Source organism: Sphingobium chungangianum (genome assembly GCF_977014255.1).
Map to the genome: position 1 here is coordinate 1,680,652 of NZ_CDRNIV010000006.1, position 21,513 is coordinate 1,702,164.

Consider the following 21,513-nt stretch of genomic DNA (forward strand, 5'->3'; position numbering starts at 1 on the left):
GAAACGGTATCGCCGCGCAGTTTTGTGCGCAGACAGAATGTTAGGAAAGGTTGACCATGAAGGCCCTTTATCTCGAACAGACCGACGGCCCTGAATCCGTTACGGTTGCGGAGGTCGCGACGCCGGTGCCGGGTCCGGGAGAGGTGCGCGTCGCACTGCGGGCGGCGTCGATCAACCATCGCGAACTGTTCATCACACACGGCCAATATCCAGGCATGACCCTACCAACCACGCTGGGCTGCGATGGCGCAGGCGTCGTCGATATGGTAGGCGAGGGCGTGACGGGCGTCAGCGAAGGCGATGAGGTCGTTTTGTACCCCGCGCGCAATTGGGGACCGAACCGCCATGCACCGGCTGCCGATTTCGGTCTGCTCGGCATGCCCTTTGCCGGCACGATTGCTGAATATATCTGTGTGCCAGTCGACAATCTCGCACCCAAGCCCACGTTCATGAGCTTCGAGGAAGCAGGAGCCATGCCTCTGACGGCGCTGACCTCGTGGCGGGCGCTGATGTTCAAGGGCAGGCTGGAGGCTGGGGAAACCCTGCTGATTAGCGGCGTGGGAGGCGGCGTTGCGACATTCGGCCTTGCCTTCGCAGTCGCTAAGGGCGCCAATGTCTACGTCACCGGTGAAAATCAGGACGTGATCGATCGCGCCGTTGCAATGGGGGCCAAGGGCGGCCTGCTCTACACCGATCCCGACTGGCGCAAGCAGGTGGGCAAACTGACCGGCGGCATCGATGTTGTGCTGGACGGCGCGCCCTCGCCCAGCTTCGCCAATTATGTCCGCGCCATCAATCCGGGCGCGCGCATAGTCATCTATGGTTCGACCGCAGGCAATGAGATCAAGTTCAACGCCACCGACATCTTCCTTAAAAGCGCCAGTATCGTCGGCAGCCAGGTCGGCGACCCACAAGACTTCAAGGACATGCTGGCATTCGCCGGGAGCCATCAAATCAAGCCGGTAATCGAAGCGACCTATCCGCTTGCGCGGGCGAAGGAAGCGCTGCTGCATCTGCGCGATCAGCATAAGTTCGGCAAAGTCGTGGTGACAATGTGAGCGATCTGTTCAGCCTGACCGGCAAGTCAGCGCTGGTCACCGGCGGTGCCCAGGGACTGGGCCGCATGATCGCCGAAGGTCTTCTGCGAGCCGGGGCGACAGTCGCGATCACATCGCGCAAAGCCGATATCTGTGAAGAGGCCGCCGGACAAATGGCGGCGCTGGGACCGTGCATTCCCCTCCCCGCCGACCTGTCGACCCCAGAGGCGGCGGTCGAACTCGTCGCCCATTATCGCAATGCGCTCGGCGCGTGCCACATATTGGTCAATAATGCGGGCAAGACCTGGGCGGGCCGATCGAGAGCTTCCCCGACAAGGCCTGGCCGGGCGTGATGGCCGTGAATGTCCAGACGCCCTTCACCATGGTCCGGGAACTGCTGCCCGAACTGGATGCTGCTGGGACGCCTGGCGATCCGGCGCGAGTGATCAACATTGGTTCGGTCGCAGGTATGAAGCCAGAGCGGCTCAGCGCGTACAGCTATGCCGCGAGCAAGGCCGCGGTCCATATGATGACGCGCGATCTTGCCGGCGATCTTGCGGCGCGCAACATCACCGTCAATGCGGTCATTCCCGGCTTCTTTCCAACCAAGATGACGGCGCATATGCGGGACCAGGACCAGGTCGATCCTGCCCTGCTGGCGCATATCCCGCTCCGACGTCTGGGGTCACCGGACGATATTGCTGGCATCGTCATTTTCCTGTGTTCGCGCGCGGGCGCCTATGTCACCGGCGCTCAGATTCCGGTGGACGGCGGGGTGGTCGGCTGCGGTTGATGCGACCGAAGGTCGAAACGGTCCCAGTCCATAAGGGAGTGCCTTTGCCATGGCGATCGACCACCTCAAGCTGGCGGATCGCCTATCCATCGAAGAATGCATTTACCGCTACGCGCATCTCGTCGATTCGATGCAATTTCATCGGATCGCGGAGGAAATATTCACGGACGACGGCTCCATCGACTTTGGCAGCGCGAGATCGGTAGGGCGCGAAGCCATCCATGCCCAGTGCATGGACTACCAGGGGGCACTAATGGGCTGTTCGCACAACATCACCAATCTGGTTATCGAATTGAACGGCGACGAAGCCCGTGCAGCGAGCCGCGTAATGGCCTGGCAGTGGTTCGCGGTTCCTGGTGCCGATCCCCTGCGCCCGGCAGACCTCCTGGCGGTGGGTGGCTATGAGGACAGGCTGCGGCGCACGGCCGAAGGATGGCGGATATATGAGCGACGGAGCATCAATTTCGGCACTGGCATAGGGGCGGGATCAGTACCTGATCCGATGCGTCCCTTCTTCGAATCCATGCAGGGACGAACGCCCAACTGGCCCGCCTAAACAGGGCGGGCGCAAAGACCCGCCTGTTCCCATCAGAGTTTCCAGCCTCCCCCCGCGACGATCACCTCGCCCGTGATATAATCCGCTTCGGGCAGGCACAGAAGGTAAACGGCGCCTGCCGCTTCTTCCGGTGTACCGGCACGACCCAGCGGAATGCCCCTTTCCATGGCTTCCAATATTTCGTCGCTGACGCCTGCCTTGATGTCCCGGCCTTTGACGTTGATGGTGGAGCTGCCCGCCTCGCCTGCGGTCATGCGGGTCATAATGGCGCCGAAAGCCACGGCATTGACAGTGACATTATACCGCCCCCATTCCTTCATCACCGTCTTGGTGAGGCCGACAATCCCCGCCTTGCCCGCCGCATAGCCCGACTGCCCGGCATTACCACCGAGCCCGGAGACGGAGGATATATTGATGACCGTCCGGCGCTTGGCCCGGCCTTGCTCGGCGATTTCGTTCTTCGCAGCGGCGGCTATCACCGGCTGCGCCGCGCGCAAAATGCGGAACGGCGCATTCAGATGCACGTCAAGCATGGCCATCCATTGCTCGTCGCTCGTGTTCTGAAGCACCGAATCCCACGCATATCCTGCGTTATTGACGATGATGTCGATCGTCCCGAAATGTGCAATTGCCGTGCCTACAAATCTGTCGCCAAAGTCCGGCTCCGTGACATCGCCCACGCACACCACCGTGCGGACACCCAGGCTTTGGATTTCGCTTGCCGTCGCCTTCGCAACATCCTCATCAAGGTCATTCACCACGACATGAGCCCCGGCATTGGCGAGTTTGACCGCAATGGCCTTGCCAATGCCACGCCCGGAGCCGGAAACAAGCGCGACCTTGCCATCTAAAATCTTCACTTCAATTCGTCCTGTTCTTCCTTAAACCCATCGATGCTCGCATGTCCGCCATCGATCACAATCCTATTCCCTTCGGGTACGCTCGCCCGGAATGATAATTCGTCGCCGTCGCGCCAGACCTCCGTCCGAACCGTTTCCCCTGGCCAAACTGGCGCGGTAAAACGAACCCGCATGTCGGTCAGTGAAGCCGGATTTCCGGCGCAGCATAGGTGGATGAGCGCTCGACCGACTAGTCCCATGGTAGCAAGGCCATGCAGTATTGGTTGATTAAAACCAGCTGCCCGCGCTGTACCTTGATCGATATGCAGAGGGTTGCGATCACCGGTCAGGCGATAGAGCATCGCCTGATTAGGCGCCGTGGGTAGATCGAGAAAAGCGTCGGCCGGCCGCTCGGGCATGACGACCGGCTTCGACCCCTCAAGATCGCGGGCGCCACCAAAACCTCCCGCACCCCGTAAGACCCAAACTTCCTCCATCTCGGCGATCAGCCGGTCGGTGGGCGTCGTGAGAACGCGTTTCGCCCGCACAAGGGCGGGCTTTCCTACTCCCTTGTCGGCGAGCCCGCTGATTTCGATCCTGCCATTGACCAGTTGCCCCAGTTGAAGCGGGCGAAACAGCTTCAACGTCTGCTCGCCATGCAGAATGCGCGGCCAGTCCCAGCCAAGTTCCGGCGCCATCGGCCAAAAACCGGGCGTCCCCAGGACCAGCGCCATGGTCGGTAGCACGGCAAGGTCACGCTCGAAGACCAGATGCTGCTCGTCTATCGCGCCCAACCCGGCGCCCACCCCTAGCGCATAGAGGATGGCCCCGCGCGGATCACAGACGTCCTGAGCTTCCGGCACCCGAAAGACGCGTAATTGTTCGACATCCAACATCGGATAGATCCCGGTTCAGCCGTCAAGACAACTTCCGCTCATCAAGCCCCAATCCGCGACCGATAATCTCGCGCATGATTTCCGAAGTTCCTGCAAAAATGCGGCTGATGCGAGCATCGGTATACATACGGGAAATGCGATATTCCTCCATATAACCCGCGCCACCATGGAGCTGGACGCATTCGTCCATCACTCGGCCTTCCAACTCACTTGTCAGCAGCTTGGCCGAGGATGCGTCCGCCGCTGTCAGCTCGCCCGCATTGAGCAGCATCACGCACTGGTCGACATAGGTTTGAAGCGCATCCAGTTCGGCGCGCATCGACGCCATCTTGAACCGCGTATTCTGGAATGCGCCGATCGGCTTTCCGAATGCTCGGCGTTCCTTCACATAGTCGAGTGTGATGTCGAACGCCGTCTGCGCGGTCGCCATGAAGCCGATAGCCGCTACCAGCCGCTCCTGTGCGAGGAAGCGCGCCAGATATTTGAAGCCCTGGGTTGGATCACCCAGCACATTCTCCTTGGGCACTTTGACGTCGTTGAAGAAGAGTTCGGCCGTGTCCTGCGCCTTCAACCCCATCTTCGCCAGCTTGCGCCCGCGCTCGAAGCCCTCCATGCCGCGTTCGACCACCATAAGGCCCAGCCCGTGGCGGCTAGTGGGGTCAGTCCGTGCGGCGACGACCACCAGATCGCCCAAAATGCCATTGGAGATATAGGTCTTGGCCCCGTTCAGCAGCCAATGGTCGCCCTGGTCGACCGCGCTGGTGCGCATGCCTGCCAAATCACTGCCGGTCGAGGGTTCAGTCATCGCGACCGCCAAGATTTTCTCACCGCTAACGATGTCGGGCATCCAGCGGTCCTTCTGCTCGTCGGTCCCCAGCTTGGCGATGTAAGGCGCGACCAGATCATTATGCAAATTGATGTAGAAGCCTATGTCGCCGTGACGCATATTCTCTTCGATGATGATCTGTTCGAAGCGGAAGTCGTCGATCCCCGCGCCGCCATATTTCTCATCCGCCCAAGTACAGAGCAGGCCCTGTTGGCCCGCCTTCAAGAACACCTCCCGATCAACCATGCCCTGTTCGCGAAACCGTTCTGCGTGGGCGCCGACTTCTGCCGTCATGAACTTGACGACCGAGTCGCGGAACTGCTCATGTTCCGGCTCGAAAATCAGGCGTCTCATGCCAACATCGTCTCCTTGGCCCTGTCTTCATTGGCGGGGGTATAGAAATCCTCGCCCTTCGCTGCCTTGTCCCGCAGCCATGCTGATGGCAGGAAGCGCGGACCATGAAGTTGGGCGAGCCGGTCGGACTCCTCAACGAACTTCTTGATACCGATAGTGTCGATGTAGCTGATCGTGCCGCCGGTCCATGCCGGGAAGCCCCAGCCATAGAGAGCGCCCAGGTCGGCGTCCTGCGGAGTTTCGAGCACACCTTCCTCCAGGCACCGGGCGGTCTCCATCGCCTGCGCGTAAAGATAGCGCTTCTTCAGTTCCTCGACATCCCAGTCCTTCTTGACCGGGAAATGATCAGCCAGCCCCTTCCAGAGATGTTTCTTGCCACCTTCGGGATAGTCATAGAAGGCGCCACCAGCCCTGCGGCTGGACCGGCCGATCTCATCTTTCATCCGCCGCATGACGGCAGTACCGGCAGGCGGCGTATATTTATCACCTTCCTCTGCAATTGCCTGATCCACGATCTTGAGCGGCAGATCGAGCGTAAGTTCGTCAAGCAGGGCCAGCGGGCCAACCGGCATTCCCACAGCTTTTGCCGCGTTTTCGATAACCGCAGGGGGAACGCCTTCCGCCAGCATCGCCGCGCCTTCGTGGATCAGCATCTGGAAGACGCGGCTGGTGTAGAAGCCCCGGCTGTCGTTGACGACGATCGGCGTCTTGCGCAACTGCGCGATGAAGTCGAGTCCCTTGGCTAGTGTCGCCTTGCTGGTCTGCTTGCCCATGATGACCTCGACTAGGCCCATGCGGTCGACCGGCGAGAAGAAGTGCAGACCAATGAACTGGTCCGGGCTCCGCGACGCGAGGGCGAGCTGCGAGATCGGGAGGGTCGAGGTGTTCGAGGCGAAGATGGCCTGTGTCGGCAGCACCGCTTCAGCTCTCCTCGTGGTTTCGGCCTTGATTGCCGTATCCTCGAAAACGGCCTCGACCACCATGTCGCAGCCATCGAGCAGCGTAAAGTCGTCCGTCGGGGTGATGCGGGCGAGAACAGCGTTAGCCTCGTCCTGTGTCAGCTTGCCTTTTTCGACGAGCTTCCCAAGCACCTTGGCCGAATAGTCCTTGCCCTTCTGGGCCGTCGGGACGTCGCGGTCGATCAGTATGACATCGATGCCCGTATTGGCTGACACGAAAGCGATGCCGGCCCCCATCATGCCCGCGCCCAGCACGCCAACCTTCTTGGCTTCAAACTTGGGGAAACCTTCAGGACGGCGTGCGCCCTTTTCGGCCGCCTGCTTTGAAATGAAGGTGGTGCGGATGATGTTGCGCGCGACCGGATCCGTCAACAACTTGGCGAAATATTTGCCTTCGACCGCCAGCGCCTTATCGAAGGGCAATTGCATTCCGTGGAACACGGAGTTCAGGATCGCGGCGGGCGCAGGTTGATTGTAACCGACCTTGGCGAGACCGCCGGTGTACATCATGTAGGCGGCCGAATCCTCGGGCACTGTTAGGCCCTTCTTCTGCGGCGGCGACCACCCCTTGACGTCCCAGGGCTTGACCGGATCCGGACCTGAGGCAAGCCAGGTCCTGGCCGCGTCGATCAGCTTGTCCGCAGGGACGACCTCGTCCACGATCTTGAGCTTGAGCGCTTCCTGCGGCCCGACCGAACGCCCCGACAGCAGCAGGTCCAGGGCAGTCTTCACGCCCGCGATGATACCGAGACGCACGGTGCCGCCCGATCCGGGCAGCAGGCCAACATTGACTTCGGGCAGGCCGACCTGTGCCTTGGCATCATCCACCAGGATCCGCCGGTGGCAGGCCAGCGCCAGTTCGAAACCGCCGCCCAGCGCCAAGCCGTTGATCGCCGCCGCCCACGGCTTGCCGGATTGCTCAATGGCGCGGTGCATGTCGGTCGCGCGCTTTGAAAAGGCGTAGGCTTCCTGTGGCGTCAGCGTGCCGAATCCGTTCACCAGCTGCTTGAGGTCTGCACCTGCCATGAACGTCTTCTTGGCAGACGTCAGGATGACACCCTTGATGCCCTCGTCCTCGGCAATCTGCTTGGTCGCCGCCTCCATGTCGGCGATGAAAGCATCGTTGACGACGTTCATCGAGCCTTCGTTGTCGAGGGTCAGGATCGCAATGCCGTCCTCGGCCTTTTCTAGTCGCATAGTCTTCATGGGATATCCCGCTCTTTAGTTCGGTATGCGCGCTCAGACGCGTTCGATGATGGCGGCCGTACCGAGGCCGTTGGCCGCGCACAGGGTGATGAGGCCGGTTTCCGCGTTGCGCCGTTCCAGCTCGTCCAGCACGGTGCCAAGGATCATGGCGCCCGTCGCGCCCAGCGGATGTCCCATAGCGATCGCGCCGCCATTGACGTTGATCTTGTCGTCCGGCACGTTCAGCTCCCGCTGGAAGCGCAACACCACGCTGGCGAAGGCTTCATTCAGTTCCCAGAGATCAATGTCTTTTTCGGTCATGCCAGCCGCCTTGAGCGCCTTACGCGACACCGCCGCCGGGGCCGTCAGCATGATCGTCGGTTCCGATCCGATATTAGCGTAGGAGCGGATGCGACCGCGAGGCTTGAGGCCCGCCTTCTCCCCAAAATCCTTTGACCCGACCAGAACAAGGCCCGCACCGTCGACGATACCCGAGCTGTTTCCGCCATGGTGGACATAGTTCAACTCTTCGATCTCGGGATATTTCGCTTTCGCCACGGCCTCGAATCCGGCCTTGCCAAAGCCTTCGAATGCAGGCTTGAGTTTGGCGAGGCTTTCCAGCGTCGTGGCGGGGCGCATATGCTCATCATGGTCGAGCACGACTTCGCCCAGCACATCCTTAACCGGCACGATCGAGTTTTTGAAAAAGCCGTTTTGCCACGCATGGGCGGCCTTGCGCTGACTCTCGACGGCAAAGTTGTCGACATCCTCGCGCGTATAGCCATCGAGCGTGGCGATCAGGTCTGCGCCGATGCCCTGCGGCGCGTAATAGTTGCTGAAGGCGACTGACGGATCGGACGTCCAGGCGCCGAGTCATAACCCATGACCGTGCGGCTCATCGATTCGACGCCGCCGCCGATGCCAGCCTGGATCATGCCAGAATGAACCTGCGCCGCAATCAGGCTGACTGCATCCAGGCCGGTGGCGCAGAAGCGATGGATCTGCTGACCTGCGACGGTCTGGGCATAGCCTGCCTGCAAAACCGCCGCGCGCGCCAGCACGCCGCCCTGTTCGCCAACCGGCTGAGCCATACCGATGATCACATCGTCGAGCAGCCCCGTATCAAGATCGTTACGGCTCTGGAGCGCCTTCAGAAGCTGCGTCGCCATTTCGACGGAGGTGATCTCGTGCAGCGCGCCGTCTGGGCGGCCCTTCCCACGCGGCGTGCGAACATGATCGTAGACGTAGGCTTCCATCGTGAATTCCCGACCAGTGACTTAAAAATCTCCACCTGCTTTGAGAGTCGGAAGGCAAAGCCGCACCTATCCAACGAAAGGCGCAGATAGGCGCGATGGCTGCAATCTCATCTGCATCGACAACTGACCGGCATTTTTGAGGAGCGGACATCCGTGCTCACACAAGGTGAAGATTGCGCCCCATTTCGTATCTCTGCAACCACGTTGGGCGATCTGCTTCTCAAGGGATGGGATAAGGGGCCTGAAAAGGAAGCGCTGGTCTTTCCAGGTGAACGCAAGACATATGACGATGTCGTTCAAAGCGTACTGAGACGCGCCCGAGGCCTTAAGGCGATCGGAATCCGGCGCGGGGACCATGTTGGGATATTGCTACCGTCAGGCATCGAATTTGTCGAAACGCTGTTCGCCAATGCGATGTGCGGCGCCGTGTCTGTGCTGATGAACGCGCGCTACAAGGCGCCCGAAATGGCCTATGTCGCCGAAAATGCCGATCTGGCGGCCATCATCACTAATGACATGGTCAGCGAGCATATCGATTTTGGTCACCGGCTCGTGGAGGCGTTTCCCGGCCTACTCAATTCCTCCGATCCTACCGCTCTGACGCTCGCCGACGCGCCGCTGCTCAAGCGGATCGTCATGCTGGGCGGCCGTTCAGTACCCGGCTTCGTCGATCAGGCGACCTTCGATGCGGCGGTGCACCAGGTAGACCAGGCCGAGATCCACGCCACGCGTTTGACGGTCAGAGTCCGCGATACAGCGATGATTCTGTATACTTCTGGCACTTCGGCCAATCCCAAGGGGTGCCTGCTCAGCCATGAAGCGGTCACCCGGGAGGCATCAAATCTTGCCCGCTATCGCTGGGCCTTTCAGCCTGACGAGCGCGCCTGGTCGCCGCTGCCGCTGTTCCATATCGCCGCGATGCTGTGCATGCTCGGCGCCATCGACGTTGGCGGCACGTTCATTGGCCAGCCGCACTTCGATGCTGGGGAGAGTCTGAGGCAGATCGAAGAAGAAGGCGTGACAATGATGTTTCTGCCGTTCGTAACCTTCCATCAGGCCATGATAACCCATCCCAATTGGGCCAAGACCGACATGTCGTCGGTGCGCCTGCAAAATAGCTGCTTCGCGTTCATGCCGGAACGGGTGGGACAGGCATATCGGGAGAAGGCGCCCAACATGCTGCAGGTCGGGACCATGGGAATGACCGAGGCGACCGGCATTGTCACAACGGGCGGTTATGCGATGGACCCGGAAATGGGCTTCAGTAAGCTCGGCTTCCCCTTGGCTGGCATCGAGATGAAGATAGTCGATCCCGAGACAGGCGAGGAAAAGGGCGTGGACGAGCGCGGCGAAATACTCATTCGCGGCTACAATCTGTTCGACGGCTACTACAAGGACGCTGAAAAGACGGCACAGGCGCTGGACGCGGACGGCTGGTATCACAGCGCCGACATCGGCTCGATCGACGCACAAGGCCATGTCATGTTCCACGGGCGGTTCAAAGATATGCTCAAAGTGGGCGGCGAAAATGTCGCAGCCGCCGAAGTCGAGGCGGTGCTGGCGACCCATCCGGCGGTCCGTCTGGCGCAGGTGGTCGGGCTGCCGGATGAGCGACTGGCGGAAATCCCCGCCGCCTATATCGAACGCGAAGGCAATGTCGCGGTCGAGGCGGAGGAACTCATCGCCTATACCCGGAAGCGCCTCGCTTCCTTCAAGGTCCCGCGCCACATTCGTTTCATCGAGGAATGGCCTATGTCGGCATCGAAGATCCAGAAGTTCAAGCTGCGCCGCGCATTGATGGACGAGCTGGGCCTGAAGGACTGAAGAACGGCGCGTCGACGCCATCGATAAAGTAGGGAGAGTGACATGCGGGTGATCATCACGGGTGCTGCAAGCGGCATCGGCAGGGCCTGCGCCGAACTGCTGGCGGCCGGTTCCGTGATTCCTGGCGAACACCAGATGCTGCTCGCAGATCGCGATGCGGCCAATCTTCAGGTTGTGGCCGATGCGGTCGGCCCTGCCGCAGCGACCTGTGTGGTCGATCTCGCCGACGCGGATTGCGGCGATCAGATCGTAGCCGCTACGCTCGCCCATATGGACGGCATTGATGCCGTCATCAGCAATGCCGGCATCATCATGGGAGGCGCCCTGACCGAACTGCCGATCAGCGATTTCGAACGCATCTTCGCCATCAACACCCGCTCATCCTGGCTGCTGGGCAAGGCTGCGCATCCACATCTCAAGCAGAGCAAAGGCGCCTTTGTCGCGACCGCATCCATGTCGGCCACCCAGCCCACGCCGGCGCTCGGCTTTTATTCCTCGAGCAAGGCTGCCCTGCTAATGATGATCCGTCAGCTCAGTATCGAATGGGGTCCCGACGGCATCCGGTGTAATACGGTATCGCCCGGCCCAACTTATACGCCCATGACTGCTGCCGGATATAAGGACCAGGCGCGGCGTGGCCAGCGGGAAGCCAATATCCCTCTGCGTAAATTGGGCATGGCGCAAGATGTCGCTCAGGCAATCCTGTTTCTAATTGGCCCTTATGCAGGCCATATCAATGGCATCGACCTGCTGGTTGATGGCGGCATGAGCAATATGTTGATGCCTGCCAGCGGCGGTGGAACCGGTCAGAATAGGCAGAGCTAAGATGGGATCAAAGAGCCCCCTCCGCGGCAGCAGCCAGTTCGGCATGAGGGCCGTCGAGCGGATCTTGGGGCTCGATAAGCACCCGCGCGGTCGCAATCAGATGGTCCGTCAGCAGCGCCACGGCGCGCTCGGCGTCCCGCGCCAGCGCCGCGTCTACGATCTGTGCATGTTCGTGAACCAAATCCCGGTCGCGATGGGCGAGAGGCACTGTCAGATAACGGTAACGTTCCGACTGGGCATAAAGCCAGTCGCGCATTTTGAGCAGCCATGGACTGTCGCACGCCGCGACCAGCGCTTGGTGAAAGGCCGCATGCGCATCGGCATAATCTTCGTTCAGACGGGTCGCCTCCTGCCGGTCGCGCATCGGGGTCTTGCTCAGCCTATGGGCCGCGCTGACTATAGAGGTTTCCCAGTCCAGGCCTCCCTTCTCGATGGCGCGCCGGAGGCATTGTCCTTCAATATCCCTGCGGACCCCGACCAGGTCGATCAGATCTGCAATCGATATCGGCGTCACCCGAAATCCGCGGGCGTCGTCCTGCGTCACAAAACCTTCGGACGTCAGCCTGGACAAGGCTTCACGAACGGCCCCAAGACTAAACCCCTGGGTTTCAGTGATATCCTTGATGTTGATCTTCGCACCTGGCACCAGACGGCACGTCAGAAGATCGTCACGCAACTGCCGGTAGGCGCGTTCGGTCAGGCTCAGCTTCCTCGTCATCGAAAGACTATACCAGCTCTGTCGACTATAGCAATTCGGTATGATGTATTTAAAAGCTTGAAATATATTCTGGCATAACCCATGCCATTCGCTCAGCAGTTTGGAAAAGACTACCAGGAGGTTTGAATATGCGGTTGGCCAAGGTGACAAGGAACGGGGCGGTCGGTCTGGCAGTGGACACGGGCGCAGGCGTAAAGGCGCATTTCGGTGACGCTGCACTTTATGATTTGGACGCCCTAATCGCCAGCGGTGGCAGCGCCCTGAAGGACGCCGGCGCCAAAGTCAGCAGCGAGGGCGAAGAGGTGAAGGTGGAAGACCTCACCTTCCTTCCACCCTTGGTCAAGGCTCCCAAGATTCTCTGCTTGGGTCTTAATTACAAGGATCACGCGGCCGAAGGCGGTTTTGACGTACCTGAATTTCCAACCGTGTTCGGACGTTTCAATTCGAGCCTGATCGGACATGGCGCTCCGATCATCAAGCCGGCCTGCTCGGATCAGCTCGACTATGAAGCGGAAATGGTCGCGGTCGTCGGCAAGGGCGGGAAGAATATCAGCAAGGATGACGCGCTGTCACATATCGTAGCCTATTCGGTGTTCAACGACGGTTCGATACGTGACTATCAGCTCAAGACACCACAATGGACGGTTGGCAAGAATTTCGACGATACTGGCGCCTTTGGTCCTTGGCTGGTCACGGCCGACGAACTTCCGGCGGGCGGCGCCGGTCTTAAAATCGAAGCCCGCCTGAACGGGCAGGTCGTGCAGAGCGCGAATACCTCTGACATGGTGTTCGACGTCATCGACACCGTCGCCCTGCTCTCCACCTGCTTTACGCTTGAGCCGGGCGACGTTCTGGTGATGGGAACCCCGTCCGGCATCGGTCTTGCCCGCAATCCTCCGTTATTCATGAAGGATGGCGATGTGTGCGAAGTGGAAATCGAGAAGATCGGCCTGCTTGTGAACCCTATCAAAGCAGCCTGACCAAAAGGCCGGGTGCAGTCCCCTGTCGGCACCCGGCCAAGCCAAGGAGGGAAGGATGAACCAGAAAAGCCCGTCGGGACGCCGCGCCAATGTTTTGGGCGTCCATTCGATCGACCATTTCGCGGTCGAAGTGCCCGATCTGGAGGCAGCGCGCACATTCTACACGCTCTTCGGGCTTGAAGTCCGGGGCAGGAATGGCAATCTGGAACTATATACGGCGAATAATTCGCATCGCTGGGGCGTGCTGAGCCAAGGGAGCGGCACCAAGCGCCTGCGTTATCTGAGCTTCGGCATCTATCCCGATGAGGTGGGCGCGTTCGCCGCACATCTCGACAGTTGCGGCGTCATGCGCATCGACGCGCCCGAAGGTGCCGAAACGGACGGCATCTGGTTCGCGGGTTTCGACGGCCTGCCCATCAATGTCCGCGCCGCCGACAAAGCGACGCCATCGGAAAAAAGCCATTTTACGTTTACCAGCGCGGCACCCGGCCAATCCGGCGCCATTCCCAATAGCCAGGCACCAAGAGTTCGCCCCCGCCGCCTTTCGCATTTCGCGATCTTCACGACCGACGTGAATGCCGCGATCGATTTCTATGAAAAAACGCTTGGCCTGCGCCTGTCCGACAAGAGCGAACCGGCTGTCGCCTTCCTGCATGGCGTCCATGGCAGCGACCATCACCTGCTTGCTCTCGTCCTATCCGATCGGCGAGGCATGCATCACAATAGCTGGGACGTCGGGTCGGTAATGGAAGTAGGGTTGGGCGGCGCGACCATGGCGCGGGCAGGCTATGGCCCCAACTGGGGCGTGGGCCAGCATGTGCTGGGTGCCAACTATTTCTATTATGTGCGCGATCCGTGGGGCAGCTTTAGCGAATATTCGGCCGATATCGATTTCATTCCACATGATGTCGATTGGCCGGCTGCTAATCACGCGCCAGAAGACAGCATGTTCCTGTGGGGACCAGACCCGTTTCCTGAATTCATACAGAACACAGAATCGGCGGAGGACTTATCGTCATGACCACATTCGTACTACTCCATGGCGGCGGAATGGGCGGCTGGACATGGAAATATGTCCGCGAATTGCTGGAGGCGAAGGGACACACGGTCTATACCCCGACGTTCACTGGCTTTGGCGAGCGCGAACATCTGATCGGCCGCAACGTCGGCAATTCCACCCATGTGCGCGACATCGTCAACGTCTTTAAATATGAGAATTTGCACGACGTCGTCCTGGTGGCGCACAGCTATGCCGGAACCGTCGCGCCCGGCGTCATTGCCGAGGTAGGCGACCGCATCGCCAGGATCATCTATCTCGATGCCATCGTACCCAGGTCGGGAGAACGGATCGCCTCGCTCTTGGGCTATGTCCCCGAAGATCAGCTCGCCGCGCTGGATGCGATGCTTGATGCAGGCGAAGGTCCGATCGGTTCAGGCGTACATGAACTGCAGCGCGCGGCCGCAAAGGAGCATCCACATCTCATGGACCCGGAGCGGCAGAGGTGGTTGCTCGACAATCTGTCCGACCAGCCGATGAAGGCGACAGCCTGTATCATCCCAGTGGGTGCCGAAACGATCACCCAACCCGTCGACTATATCGCGGCAGCCGTTACCGTGATGACCGCCATGCACGACCGGGCTCGGGAACTGGGCTGGGCCATCCATGACCATCCGGGCGATCACGCCCTGCTAGTGGGCGATCCGGAGGGTACGACCGACCTAATTCTGAAGATCGCGGGAACGGGAGCAAGGGCATGAATGCGGCCGACCTGTTCTCGGTAAAGGACCGCGTCGTCATCGTCACCGGCGGATCGGCGGGCATCGGGCGCCATATCGCCACCGGCTTTGCCGCTGCAGGCGCCAAGGTCTACATCTGCTCCCGGACGGAGGCCAAGCTGATGGCGGCCGCTGCGGAGATTGCGGCCACGACAGGCGGCCACTGCACCGGCCTTGTCGCAGACCTGTCGACGCTCAGCGGCGTCGAGGCTCTGGTCGCAGCGGTATCGGCGCGGGAGCAGGCCGTGCACGTCCTCGTGAACAATGCTGGCACCATGGCGGACGCGCCCATTGACGATTATGGCGAGGGCGAATGGGACCCGGTCATCGATCTTAATCTGAAGGCGCCCTTCTTCACCGTTCAGAAATTCCTGCCCCTACTCCGCGCGGGCGGCACGGCGGACCGCCCTGCCTCGATTATCAACATAGGCTCGGTCGGGGCGCTCAAGGTGGGACCCAAGGAAAATTACGCCTATCAGGCCTCGAAGAGCGCCGTACACTGGATGGCCAAAAGCCTCGCCAAGCGGCTTGGCCGCGACAATATCACCGCCAATGTGATCGCTCCCGGATTCTTCGAGTCCGAGATGACGGTCATCACCTCCGACGAGATGCGCAAGATGGTGGAATCGATGGTCCCCCGCGGCCGCGTTGGCACGCCGGAGGATCTGGCGGGCGCAGCCATCTATCTCGCGTCGCGCGCTGGCGCCTATGTCACCGGATCGGTGATCCCGGTCGAGGGAGGATTGTCGATCTGATATGACTGAGCTTCATTTCGTCGCCATTGGCGGCACCATGCGCGCCTTTTCATCCACCGAGAGGGCCCTGCGCAAGGCGCTTGCTATCGCAGAGGAACGCGGGGCGCGCACGACATTGCTTGCAGGAGACGATATCAATTTCCCACCTTACGCCCCTGAGAATCCGGATCGTTCGGACAGGAAGCGGCGCTATATTGAAGTCCTGCGGTCGGCGGATGCCGTTATCATTGGCTCACCGGGTTATCATGGCGCAATCTCCGGCTTCGTGAAGAATGCGCTTGATTATGTCGAGGATATGAGCCGCGACGAGCGCTGCTATTTCGACGGCCTTCCCGTGGGCTGCGTGGCAACAGCGGCGGGTTGGCAGGCGGCCGTCGCAACGCTCCAGCAATTGCGGGTGATCACCCATGCGCTGCGCGGCTGGCCGACGCCGTTGGGCGTCGCAATTAACACCATAGGCGGCGAAGGCGACCCGATCGAAAACGCGCCTATCCCCAATCAGTTGGAGATGATGGTGGCCCAGTTGTTCAACTTCTGCGGACGACCCGCCCTATAGTTGGATAGGTTCGCAACACTTCCGACCGGCGCTTAATCAAAGTGCCATTAACGGGGACGACCATGGATTTTTCACTCACCGAGGAACAGCAAGCGTTCAGGGATATCGTGCGCCGCTGGGTCGATGCGGAAGCGCCCAAAGACTGGATGCGCGCTCTAGAGGCCGACGAAGAAAATTATCCCTATGCGCTGTGGGACAAGATCGCCGAGCAGGGTTTTTTCGGGATAGGCATTCCGGAGGAATATGACGGGCTGGGCGGCGACGTGATGATGCAGATGATCTTTGCCCGCGAATTTGCGCGAACGGCCGGTGGTCTGCTTTGGGTCTGGGGCCTCACCTCCTTCGGCGGCGCGAAGACGATTGGCGCTGTCGGCACGGAGGAGCAGAAAAATCGCTGGCTGCGTCCCATGGCCCAGGGCAGGCTCCGTGTCTCGATCTCCATGACCGAGCCCGATGGCGGCACAGATGTTCTTGGCGCGATGAAGACCCAAGCCGAAAAGGTCGAGGGCGGCTGGAAGTTGAACGGTGCCAAGATGTGGACGACCAGCGCGAAGGCCGCCGACAGACTGCTCGTACTGGCGCGCACCGACAAAAATGTCGAGAAGAAGCATCATGGCCTCACCATGTTCTTCGTCGACGCCAAGTCGCCCGGCATCACTGCCTCGCTCCTGCCCAAGCTGGGCATGCGCGCCATGGGCTCGTGCGAAGTCCATTATGAGGATGTTTTCGTTCCCGACGAGGATGTTCTCGGCGAGCCAGGCCAAGCCTGGTATGCGATGCTACCCACGCTCAACAATGAGCGGATCATGGTCGGCGCGCAGTGTCTGGGAGCCATTGACGGGGTGCTGGAAGACGCGCTCGAATATATGCAGCAACGCAAGGCGTTCGGTGGCATCATCGGGCGCTTCCAAGTCCTCCAACATTACGTCGCTGACATTGCCACTTGGCAGAAAACAACGGAGCTCCTGCTCCATTACGTCGCGCAGCTCCAGTCGGAGGGTAAACCCTGCGGCACTGAGGCCAATATGCTCAAGATGGTGGCAACGGAAAACGCGGTGAAGGCAGCAGACCTTGGCATCCAGATATTGGGCGGCATGGGCTATTCGGCGGAAACCGACATGCAGCGCTACTGGCGCGACAGCCGCATCCTGCGAATGACGCCGATCAGCAACGAAATGGTGCGCAACACGATTGCCGAAAGCCTCGGCCTGCCGCGTTCTTTCTAGGGAACCCGCCATGAGCGATCTTGACGATCTTCCGCCCGCCCCGGACGCCGCCGGCACGTCGCTGGACGGCACCAGGGTCTTTACCATCACGGCTGAGGAAAATGCCGCCTTGTGCCGCTCGACAGGGATCGAGCCGGCCGTCGATGGAAGCGCGCACCCGATCTATTATTACATCGCCACCCAGGTTGCGATGGGCAAGACCGTGGCGGGCGTGTGCGAAGCATGTGAATTCGACGTCGAAGATGGCCCAATGATGGGCAGCAGCGGTGTACGCTTCGAAGAGCCGCTGAAGGTCGGCGAAAGCTACAAGGTGACGGGTGAGATACTCAGCCTCGTTCGCAAGCGCAGCCGCAAGCTGGGCGTCATGGATGTGATGACTTATCGCTTGCGCCTGCACCTGCTCGATGGAACGCAGGTACTGGAAACCGATAATGTATGGGTTCTGCCTCGCAAGGAGTTCGCTGCATGAACTACGCTATCGGAGATGCGCTGCCGCCCTTCGAGATCGAGAGCGTGAGTCCGCAAGCCATGAAGCAGTGGGCCTTGTTCCTCGCCGATCCTAACCCCATACACCTCGATGTCGAGGTGGTGAAGGCCAAGGGCCTGGGCGACCGCGTTATCAACCAGGGTCCGATCAACGTGGCCTATATGATGAACATGCTGATGCGCGCCTTCCCCGCCGGACGGATCAAGGCCATGGATTCGCGCTTTCTGGACAATGTCTATGGCGGCGACCGGGCAGTCGTGACGGGTAGGGTCGCGGCGATCGAAGGCAATGTCGTGACTTGCGAATTTTCGCTCGATGTCGATGGCCGTGGCACGGTCAATTCCGGCACGGCCACGGTGGAAATCTAAGAGACAAGAGGAGAAATAAATGCCTAGCGGACCTTTTGCCCATGTGTGCATGGTCGTGCGCGATCTGGACAAGGCGATCGAGGACTGGACGAAGATCCTGCGTGTGCTCGATCCGGCGTCGTTGGAAGAACGCCTTGTCAAATATGACGAATTTTCTAGCGGCGACGACGCCGGCATGAAGTGGGCGACGTTCGTCAATAATGGCGGCACGGAAATCCAGTTTATTCAGCCGGCTCCCGGGACGCCCATGGGCGATCGTCTCGAAAAGGTAGGCGAGCATGTCCATCATCTTTGTTACGCGACTGACGACGTGCCAGGTGCGATGGAAAAACTGAAGGCCGAGGGGCTTCACCTGCCTGGTGGCGGTCAGACCTTCAACGATCCGGACATGACCTGGCAAAAGTGGAGCTGGGTTGGCCATAAGAGCACCCATGGCTGCCTGATCGAGGTCGCCTCGCCCTATGAGAGCCGCAACGACGGCAAGTGGCACCACGCGCCCGGCAAATTTGCTTATAAGGGCCCTGGCGAGCACCCTTCATTCGCGGAAATTGTCCCGCCAGTTGCCGCCGAGTAAATGCAGACTTCCGGCATGACGATCCCTACACGGATAACCCTGCCGGGTGACGGGCTGGAGATGGTCGCGGACGCCTTTGGCGACCCGGGCGCACCACCCGTCTGCTTCTTCCATGGCGGCGGCCAAAGCCGCCGCTCCTGGGCCGGATCTGCAATACGGGCGGCGCAGGCTGGTTATTACGGCCTGACCTTCGACCTGCGGGGACATGGCGAGAGTGGCTGGGCCAGCGATGGCGACTATTTGCTGGAAGCTTATGGCCGCGATGTCGAGGCCATCATTTGTGCCCTCGACAGACCATCAGCGCTGGTGGGCGCCTCGCGCGGCGGGCAATCCGCGCTGGTGGGCGGGTCGCGCCACTCCGATTTGGTGCGCCTCATCATGCTCGCCGACGTCGCGCCTTTTATGGTCGACGAGGGGGTAGACGAGATTCGCGGCTTTTTCCGCGCGAGCGACATCGGTTTCGCTTCGTTGGAGGAAGCCGCCGATGCCCTGCACGCCCATCTCGGCCAGCCTCGTCTGCCTGACGTTTCCGGCCTCGCCAAATCGATGCGCGAGGAAGATGGACGCCTGTTCTGGCACTGGGACCCGCGCACCACGGCGCCGGAATTTCTTCATCCGCCATCAGAAGGGGAAGCGCTCATTGCCGCGGCCCGGCGCGTAAAATCGCCGCTCGTTCTTGTAAAGGCGGAACTGAGCGAGATCGTCTCGGATGAAAGCGTCAGGCAGTTTCGGGCACTGGCCCCCCAGTTGGAGGTCGAGATCGCCCATGGCGTCGGCCACATGTTCACAGGCGACCGCAATGATGCCTTTGCCGATCGCCTGCTCCACCATCTGGCTCATCATCTGCCGTTATGACGAAAGGCGCGGCCTTCGTCGTCGGCGGAACCGGCGGCCTCGGCAGCGCGATCTGCCGGCGGCTTTCGACCGAATGGAACCATCTCGCGATCGGCTACCGCTCCAGCCGTGAAAAGGCGCTGGCGGTCGCGGCGTCTCTGCCCAATGTCTCTTGTGAGACGTTCTCCGTAGCCTGCGATCTTTCCGATCGCGCGTCGATCGACACCGCAATCCGCGAAACAGTCGAGCAATTCGGCGCCATCGGCACGATGGTCTTCGCCAGCGGGGTCGAAATAGCTCAGCCTTACGTCAGCCAGATCAGCGAAGACCAGTGGCGCGAAGTCATCGAGACAGAGCTGATCGGCTTCACCCGGATCGTGTCCGCTACACTTCCTCATTTCCGCACTCAGGGCTTCGGCAATTTCGTCACGGTCGTTTCGGTCGCGAACTACTGCTTCCCACCGGGCGATGCCCTGTCCTCCGTACCCAAGGCGGGGATGGAGGCCTTGGGCCGCGCGATTGCCAAGGAGGAAGGCCGCTACGGTATCAGGGCAAACATGGTCGCCCCAGGGATCATTGATGCAGGGCTTGGCTCCGACTTCCTGACATCTCTTTATTCGCCGGAAATCTGGGAAGCCCAGCGCAAACGCATTGCCCTGCAGCGGTTCGGCAGCGGGGAGGATATTGCCGAAGCTGCGGCGTTTCTGGCCTCGGACAGGGCGCGATATATGACCGGCCAAACCCTGATCGTCGATGGCGGCTTCAGCCTCTAAAGTCGGCGGTAAGGGTCCCCCTCAGCCCAGCAGGCGCTGCGCCGCCACGCCATCGCCCCAATTTTGAATACGCTCCCAAAAGCGGACGCGGGTGGGCGCAAAATTGTGCATATGCGCCATGCGGGGACACACGAAGAGTTGAATGTCTTCCGCGCTTTTGTAGGCCTTGGGTTCGGCGAATGGATCGGGTACGACATCACGTTCGCCCATGGCAATCAGCACGGGCACACGTATCACCGCCGCTTCCAGCGCCACCGCGCCAGGCGCTACCATATATACGCCGCATGGGGGTGTGGTCGCTGAGCGCCATTCGGGCAGCGGATCGACCAACCCTGCAGACGCCATCATGTCGAGCGTGACGATGTCGGCAGGCTCGTCATCATGGTGAAATGACCATTGAAAGGGATGCTCGCCTGCCCGTGCCGCCGCCTGAAGGGCCTCGTTATCGCCCAGCGTCACCCCGGGCGCCTGCGCCAGAGCAACCGCGTTCATGATCTGCGGCGCCTCGAGCGATGAGCGGCGCGAAATCCAAGGCCATGCCGCCGGAGGCTGTCCCGGCCGGGTCGGCACGACGGTATGGATGCCGCTATAGCCCAGCACGCCGACGCCGTGAAATGTGTTGTGATTACCCTGCGCCACGATGGTGAAGCATCCGCCCATCGATTGCCCAATGCCAAGGCATGTAGCATTGACTACCGCGGGCAGCCCATCGACGAGGGTGCCCGCTGCGAGCCGAATTCATGACCGTTCGCACCATTGCGTCATTGGCCGCCGCGACATTGTCGAGATTGAGGGCACTGCCATCGGGGATGGTCGACTCGCCAAAGCCCAGATGGTCGCAGGTGACGAAAATCCATCCGCGTTCACAATGGAAGCCCGCCTGTCCGCCGCCCGATCCATCAGGCATGTCAAAACTGAAATAGCGTCGGCAATAGCCCCCGCCGGGGAAAGCGAAGCAGACGGTTGTCGGGTTGTTCAATGTCGCAAGGTTCGGAAGATGGACCGTAACCGCCATATGCGCAGCCATGCCGAGGCCCGCTGCATCGCTGACATCGATCCTGAGGTCGACTGACCGCTCCATGCGCTTATCTACCTTTTTTTGTGCGAACGAGCCCC

At 60.6% G+C, this 21,513-nt stretch carries 22 protein-coding genes and 2 pseudogenes; 16 read left to right on the top strand and 8 right to left on the bottom strand.

Translation table 11 applies throughout. The features are described from left to right. Nucleotides 1-56: 56 nt before the first annotated feature. From ACWNC0_RS15325 to ACWNC0_RS15335, 3 genes and pseudogenes are all read left to right on the top strand, one after another. On the top strand, nt 57-1,058 hold the full coding sequence (locus ACWNC0_RS15325) for a quinone oxidoreductase family protein (protein ID WP_449472792.1): 1,002 nt from the start codon (nt 57-59) through the stop codon (nt 1,056-1,058). A gap of 65 nt (nt 1,059-1,123) precedes the next feature. Next, nucleotides 1,124-1,830: pseudogene (locus tag ACWNC0_RS15330) on the top strand (SDR family oxidoreductase). 49 nt (nt 1,831-1,879) lie between these two features. Continuing rightward, nucleotides 1,880-2,386, top strand: coding sequence for a nuclear transport factor 2 family protein (locus ACWNC0_RS15335; protein WP_449472793.1), 507 nt, complete (start codon nt 1,880-1,882; stop codon nt 2,384-2,386). A gap of 32 nt (nt 2,387-2,418) precedes the next feature. Here the strand turns inward: ACWNC0_RS15335 and ACWNC0_RS15340 are convergent, their stop codons facing one another. The 5 genes and pseudogenes from ACWNC0_RS15340 to ACWNC0_RS15360 form a co-directional block, all read right to left on the bottom strand. Next, nucleotides 2,419-3,246 (bottom strand): SDR family NAD(P)-dependent oxidoreductase, encoded by an 828-nt coding sequence (locus ACWNC0_RS15340; RefSeq protein WP_449472795.1) that lies wholly within the window; start codon nt 3,244-3,246, stop codon nt 2,419-2,421. Further along, nucleotides 3,243-4,121 (bottom strand): MaoC/PaaZ C-terminal domain-containing protein, encoded by an 879-nt coding sequence (locus ACWNC0_RS15345; RefSeq protein WP_449472796.1) that lies wholly within the window; start codon nt 4,119-4,121, stop codon nt 3,243-3,245. Before ACWNC0_RS15345 ends, ACWNC0_RS15340 begins: the two co-directional genes overlap by 4 nt. A 22-nt stretch (nt 4,122-4,143) precedes the next feature. Then, complete coding sequence (locus ACWNC0_RS15350; RefSeq protein WP_449472798.1) at nt 4,144-5,301, bottom strand: acyl-CoA dehydrogenase family protein; 1,158 nt, start codon at nt 5,299-5,301, stop codon at nt 4,144-4,146. After that, nucleotides 5,298-7,466 carry a 3-hydroxyacyl-CoA dehydrogenase NAD-binding domain-containing protein gene (locus tag ACWNC0_RS15355; RefSeq protein WP_449472800.1) on the bottom strand — a complete coding sequence of 723 codons (2,169 nt, stop codon included), beginning with the start codon at nt 7,464-7,466 and terminating at the stop codon, nt 5,298-5,300. The genes ACWNC0_RS15350 and ACWNC0_RS15355 overlap by 4 nt, the downstream gene beginning before the upstream one ends. 33 nt (nt 7,467-7,499) lie before the next feature. Further along, nucleotides 7,500-8,701 (bottom strand): annotated as a pseudogene (locus ACWNC0_RS15360) (acetyl-CoA C-acetyltransferase). Between the two features lie 153 nt (nt 8,702-8,854). On the opposite strand from ACWNC0_RS15360, the gene ACWNC0_RS15365 reads away from it, so the two are divergent. Both ACWNC0_RS15365 and ACWNC0_RS15370 read left to right on the top strand, forming a co-directional pair. After that, nucleotides 8,855-10,525: a class I adenylate-forming enzyme family protein gene (locus ACWNC0_RS15365; RefSeq protein WP_449472802.1), complete on the top strand. Its 1,671-nt coding sequence runs from the start codon at nt 8,855-8,857 to the stop codon at nt 10,523-10,525. Nucleotides 10,526-10,567: 42 nt separating this feature from the next. Further along, a complete protein-coding gene (locus ACWNC0_RS15370) occupies nt 10,568-11,350 on the top strand; it encodes an SDR family NAD(P)-dependent oxidoreductase (protein WP_449472804.1) in 783 nt (260 codons plus the stop codon). A gap of 7 nt (nt 11,351-11,357) precedes the next feature. On the opposite strand, the gene ACWNC0_RS15375 is transcribed toward ACWNC0_RS15370, so the two are convergent. Continuing rightward, complete coding sequence (locus ACWNC0_RS15375; RefSeq protein WP_449472806.1) at nt 11,358-12,068, bottom strand: GntR family transcriptional regulator; 711 nt, start codon at nt 12,066-12,068, stop codon at nt 11,358-11,360. Nucleotides 12,069-12,196: 128 nt separating this feature from the next. Between ACWNC0_RS15375 and ACWNC0_RS15380 the strand changes: the two genes are divergently transcribed. From ACWNC0_RS15380 to ACWNC0_RS15430, 11 genes are all read left to right on the top strand, one after another. Continuing rightward, on the top strand, nt 12,197-13,048 hold the full coding sequence (locus ACWNC0_RS15380; protein ID WP_449472807.1) for a fumarylacetoacetate hydrolase family protein: 852 nt from the start codon (nt 12,197-12,199) through the stop codon (nt 13,046-13,048). A 55-nt stretch (nt 13,049-13,103) separates the two neighbouring features. Further along, the gene (locus ACWNC0_RS15385) at nt 13,104-14,069 is read left to right on the top strand and encodes a VOC family protein (protein ID WP_449472809.1); all 966 of its coding nucleotides are present in this window, start codon (nt 13,104-13,106) and stop codon (nt 14,067-14,069) included. Then, nucleotides 14,066-14,806, top strand: a complete 741-nt coding sequence (locus ACWNC0_RS15390; RefSeq protein ID WP_449472810.1) for an alpha/beta fold hydrolase — start codon at nt 14,066-14,068, stop codon at nt 14,804-14,806. Before ACWNC0_RS15385 ends, ACWNC0_RS15390 begins: the two co-directional genes overlap by 4 nt. Continuing rightward, complete coding sequence (locus tag ACWNC0_RS15395) at nt 14,803-15,579, top strand: SDR family oxidoreductase (RefSeq protein WP_449472812.1); 777 nt, start codon at nt 14,803-14,805, stop codon at nt 15,577-15,579. The genes ACWNC0_RS15390 and ACWNC0_RS15395 overlap by 4 nt, the downstream gene beginning before the upstream one ends. 1 nt (nt 15,580) lies before the next feature. After that, entirely contained in the window at nt 15,581-16,135 is a 555-nt protein-coding gene (locus ACWNC0_RS15400; protein WP_449472813.1) for an NADPH-dependent FMN reductase, read from the top strand. Between the two features lie 62 nt (nt 16,136-16,197). Continuing rightward, nucleotides 16,198-17,361: an acyl-CoA dehydrogenase family protein gene (locus tag ACWNC0_RS15405; protein ID WP_449472815.1), complete on the top strand. Its 1,164-nt coding sequence runs from the start codon at nt 16,198-16,200 to the stop codon at nt 17,359-17,361. 10 nt (nt 17,362-17,371) lie between these two features. Then, nucleotides 17,372-17,830 (top strand): hypothetical protein, encoded by a 459-nt coding sequence (locus ACWNC0_RS15410; RefSeq protein WP_449472817.1) that lies wholly within the window; start codon nt 17,372-17,374, stop codon nt 17,828-17,830. Then, nucleotides 17,827-18,216, top strand: coding sequence for a MaoC family dehydratase (locus ACWNC0_RS15415; protein WP_449472818.1), 390 nt, complete (start codon nt 17,827-17,829; stop codon nt 18,214-18,216). The genes ACWNC0_RS15410 and ACWNC0_RS15415 overlap by 4 nt, the downstream gene beginning before the upstream one ends. A 49-nt stretch (nt 18,217-18,265) precedes the next feature. Continuing rightward, on the top strand, nt 18,266-18,790 hold the full coding sequence (locus tag ACWNC0_RS15420) for a VOC family protein (protein WP_044662247.1): 525 nt from the start codon (nt 18,266-18,268) through the stop codon (nt 18,788-18,790). A 15-nt stretch (nt 18,791-18,805) separates the two neighbouring features. Then, nucleotides 18,806-19,645 carry an alpha/beta fold hydrolase gene (locus ACWNC0_RS15425; protein ID WP_449472820.1) on the top strand — a complete coding sequence of 280 codons (840 nt, stop codon included), beginning with the start codon at nt 18,806-18,808 and terminating at the stop codon, nt 19,643-19,645. Further along, complete coding sequence (locus tag ACWNC0_RS15430; protein ID WP_449472822.1) at nt 19,642-20,397, top strand: SDR family NAD(P)-dependent oxidoreductase; 756 nt, start codon at nt 19,642-19,644, stop codon at nt 20,395-20,397. Before ACWNC0_RS15425 ends, ACWNC0_RS15430 begins: the two co-directional genes overlap by 4 nt. Before the next feature lie 21 nt (nt 20,398-20,418). On the opposite strand, the gene ACWNC0_RS15435 is transcribed toward ACWNC0_RS15430, so the two are convergent. Continuing rightward, on the bottom strand, nt 20,419-21,057 hold the full coding sequence (locus ACWNC0_RS15435) for a hypothetical protein (RefSeq protein WP_449472823.1): 639 nt from the start codon (nt 21,055-21,057) through the stop codon (nt 20,419-20,421). Next, nucleotides 21,023-21,478, bottom strand: a complete 456-nt coding sequence (locus ACWNC0_RS15440; protein ID WP_449472825.1) for a hypothetical protein — start codon at nt 21,476-21,478, stop codon at nt 21,023-21,025. The genes ACWNC0_RS15435 and ACWNC0_RS15440 overlap by 35 nt, the downstream gene beginning before the upstream one ends. Nucleotides 21,479-21,513: the final 35 nt, after the last annotated feature.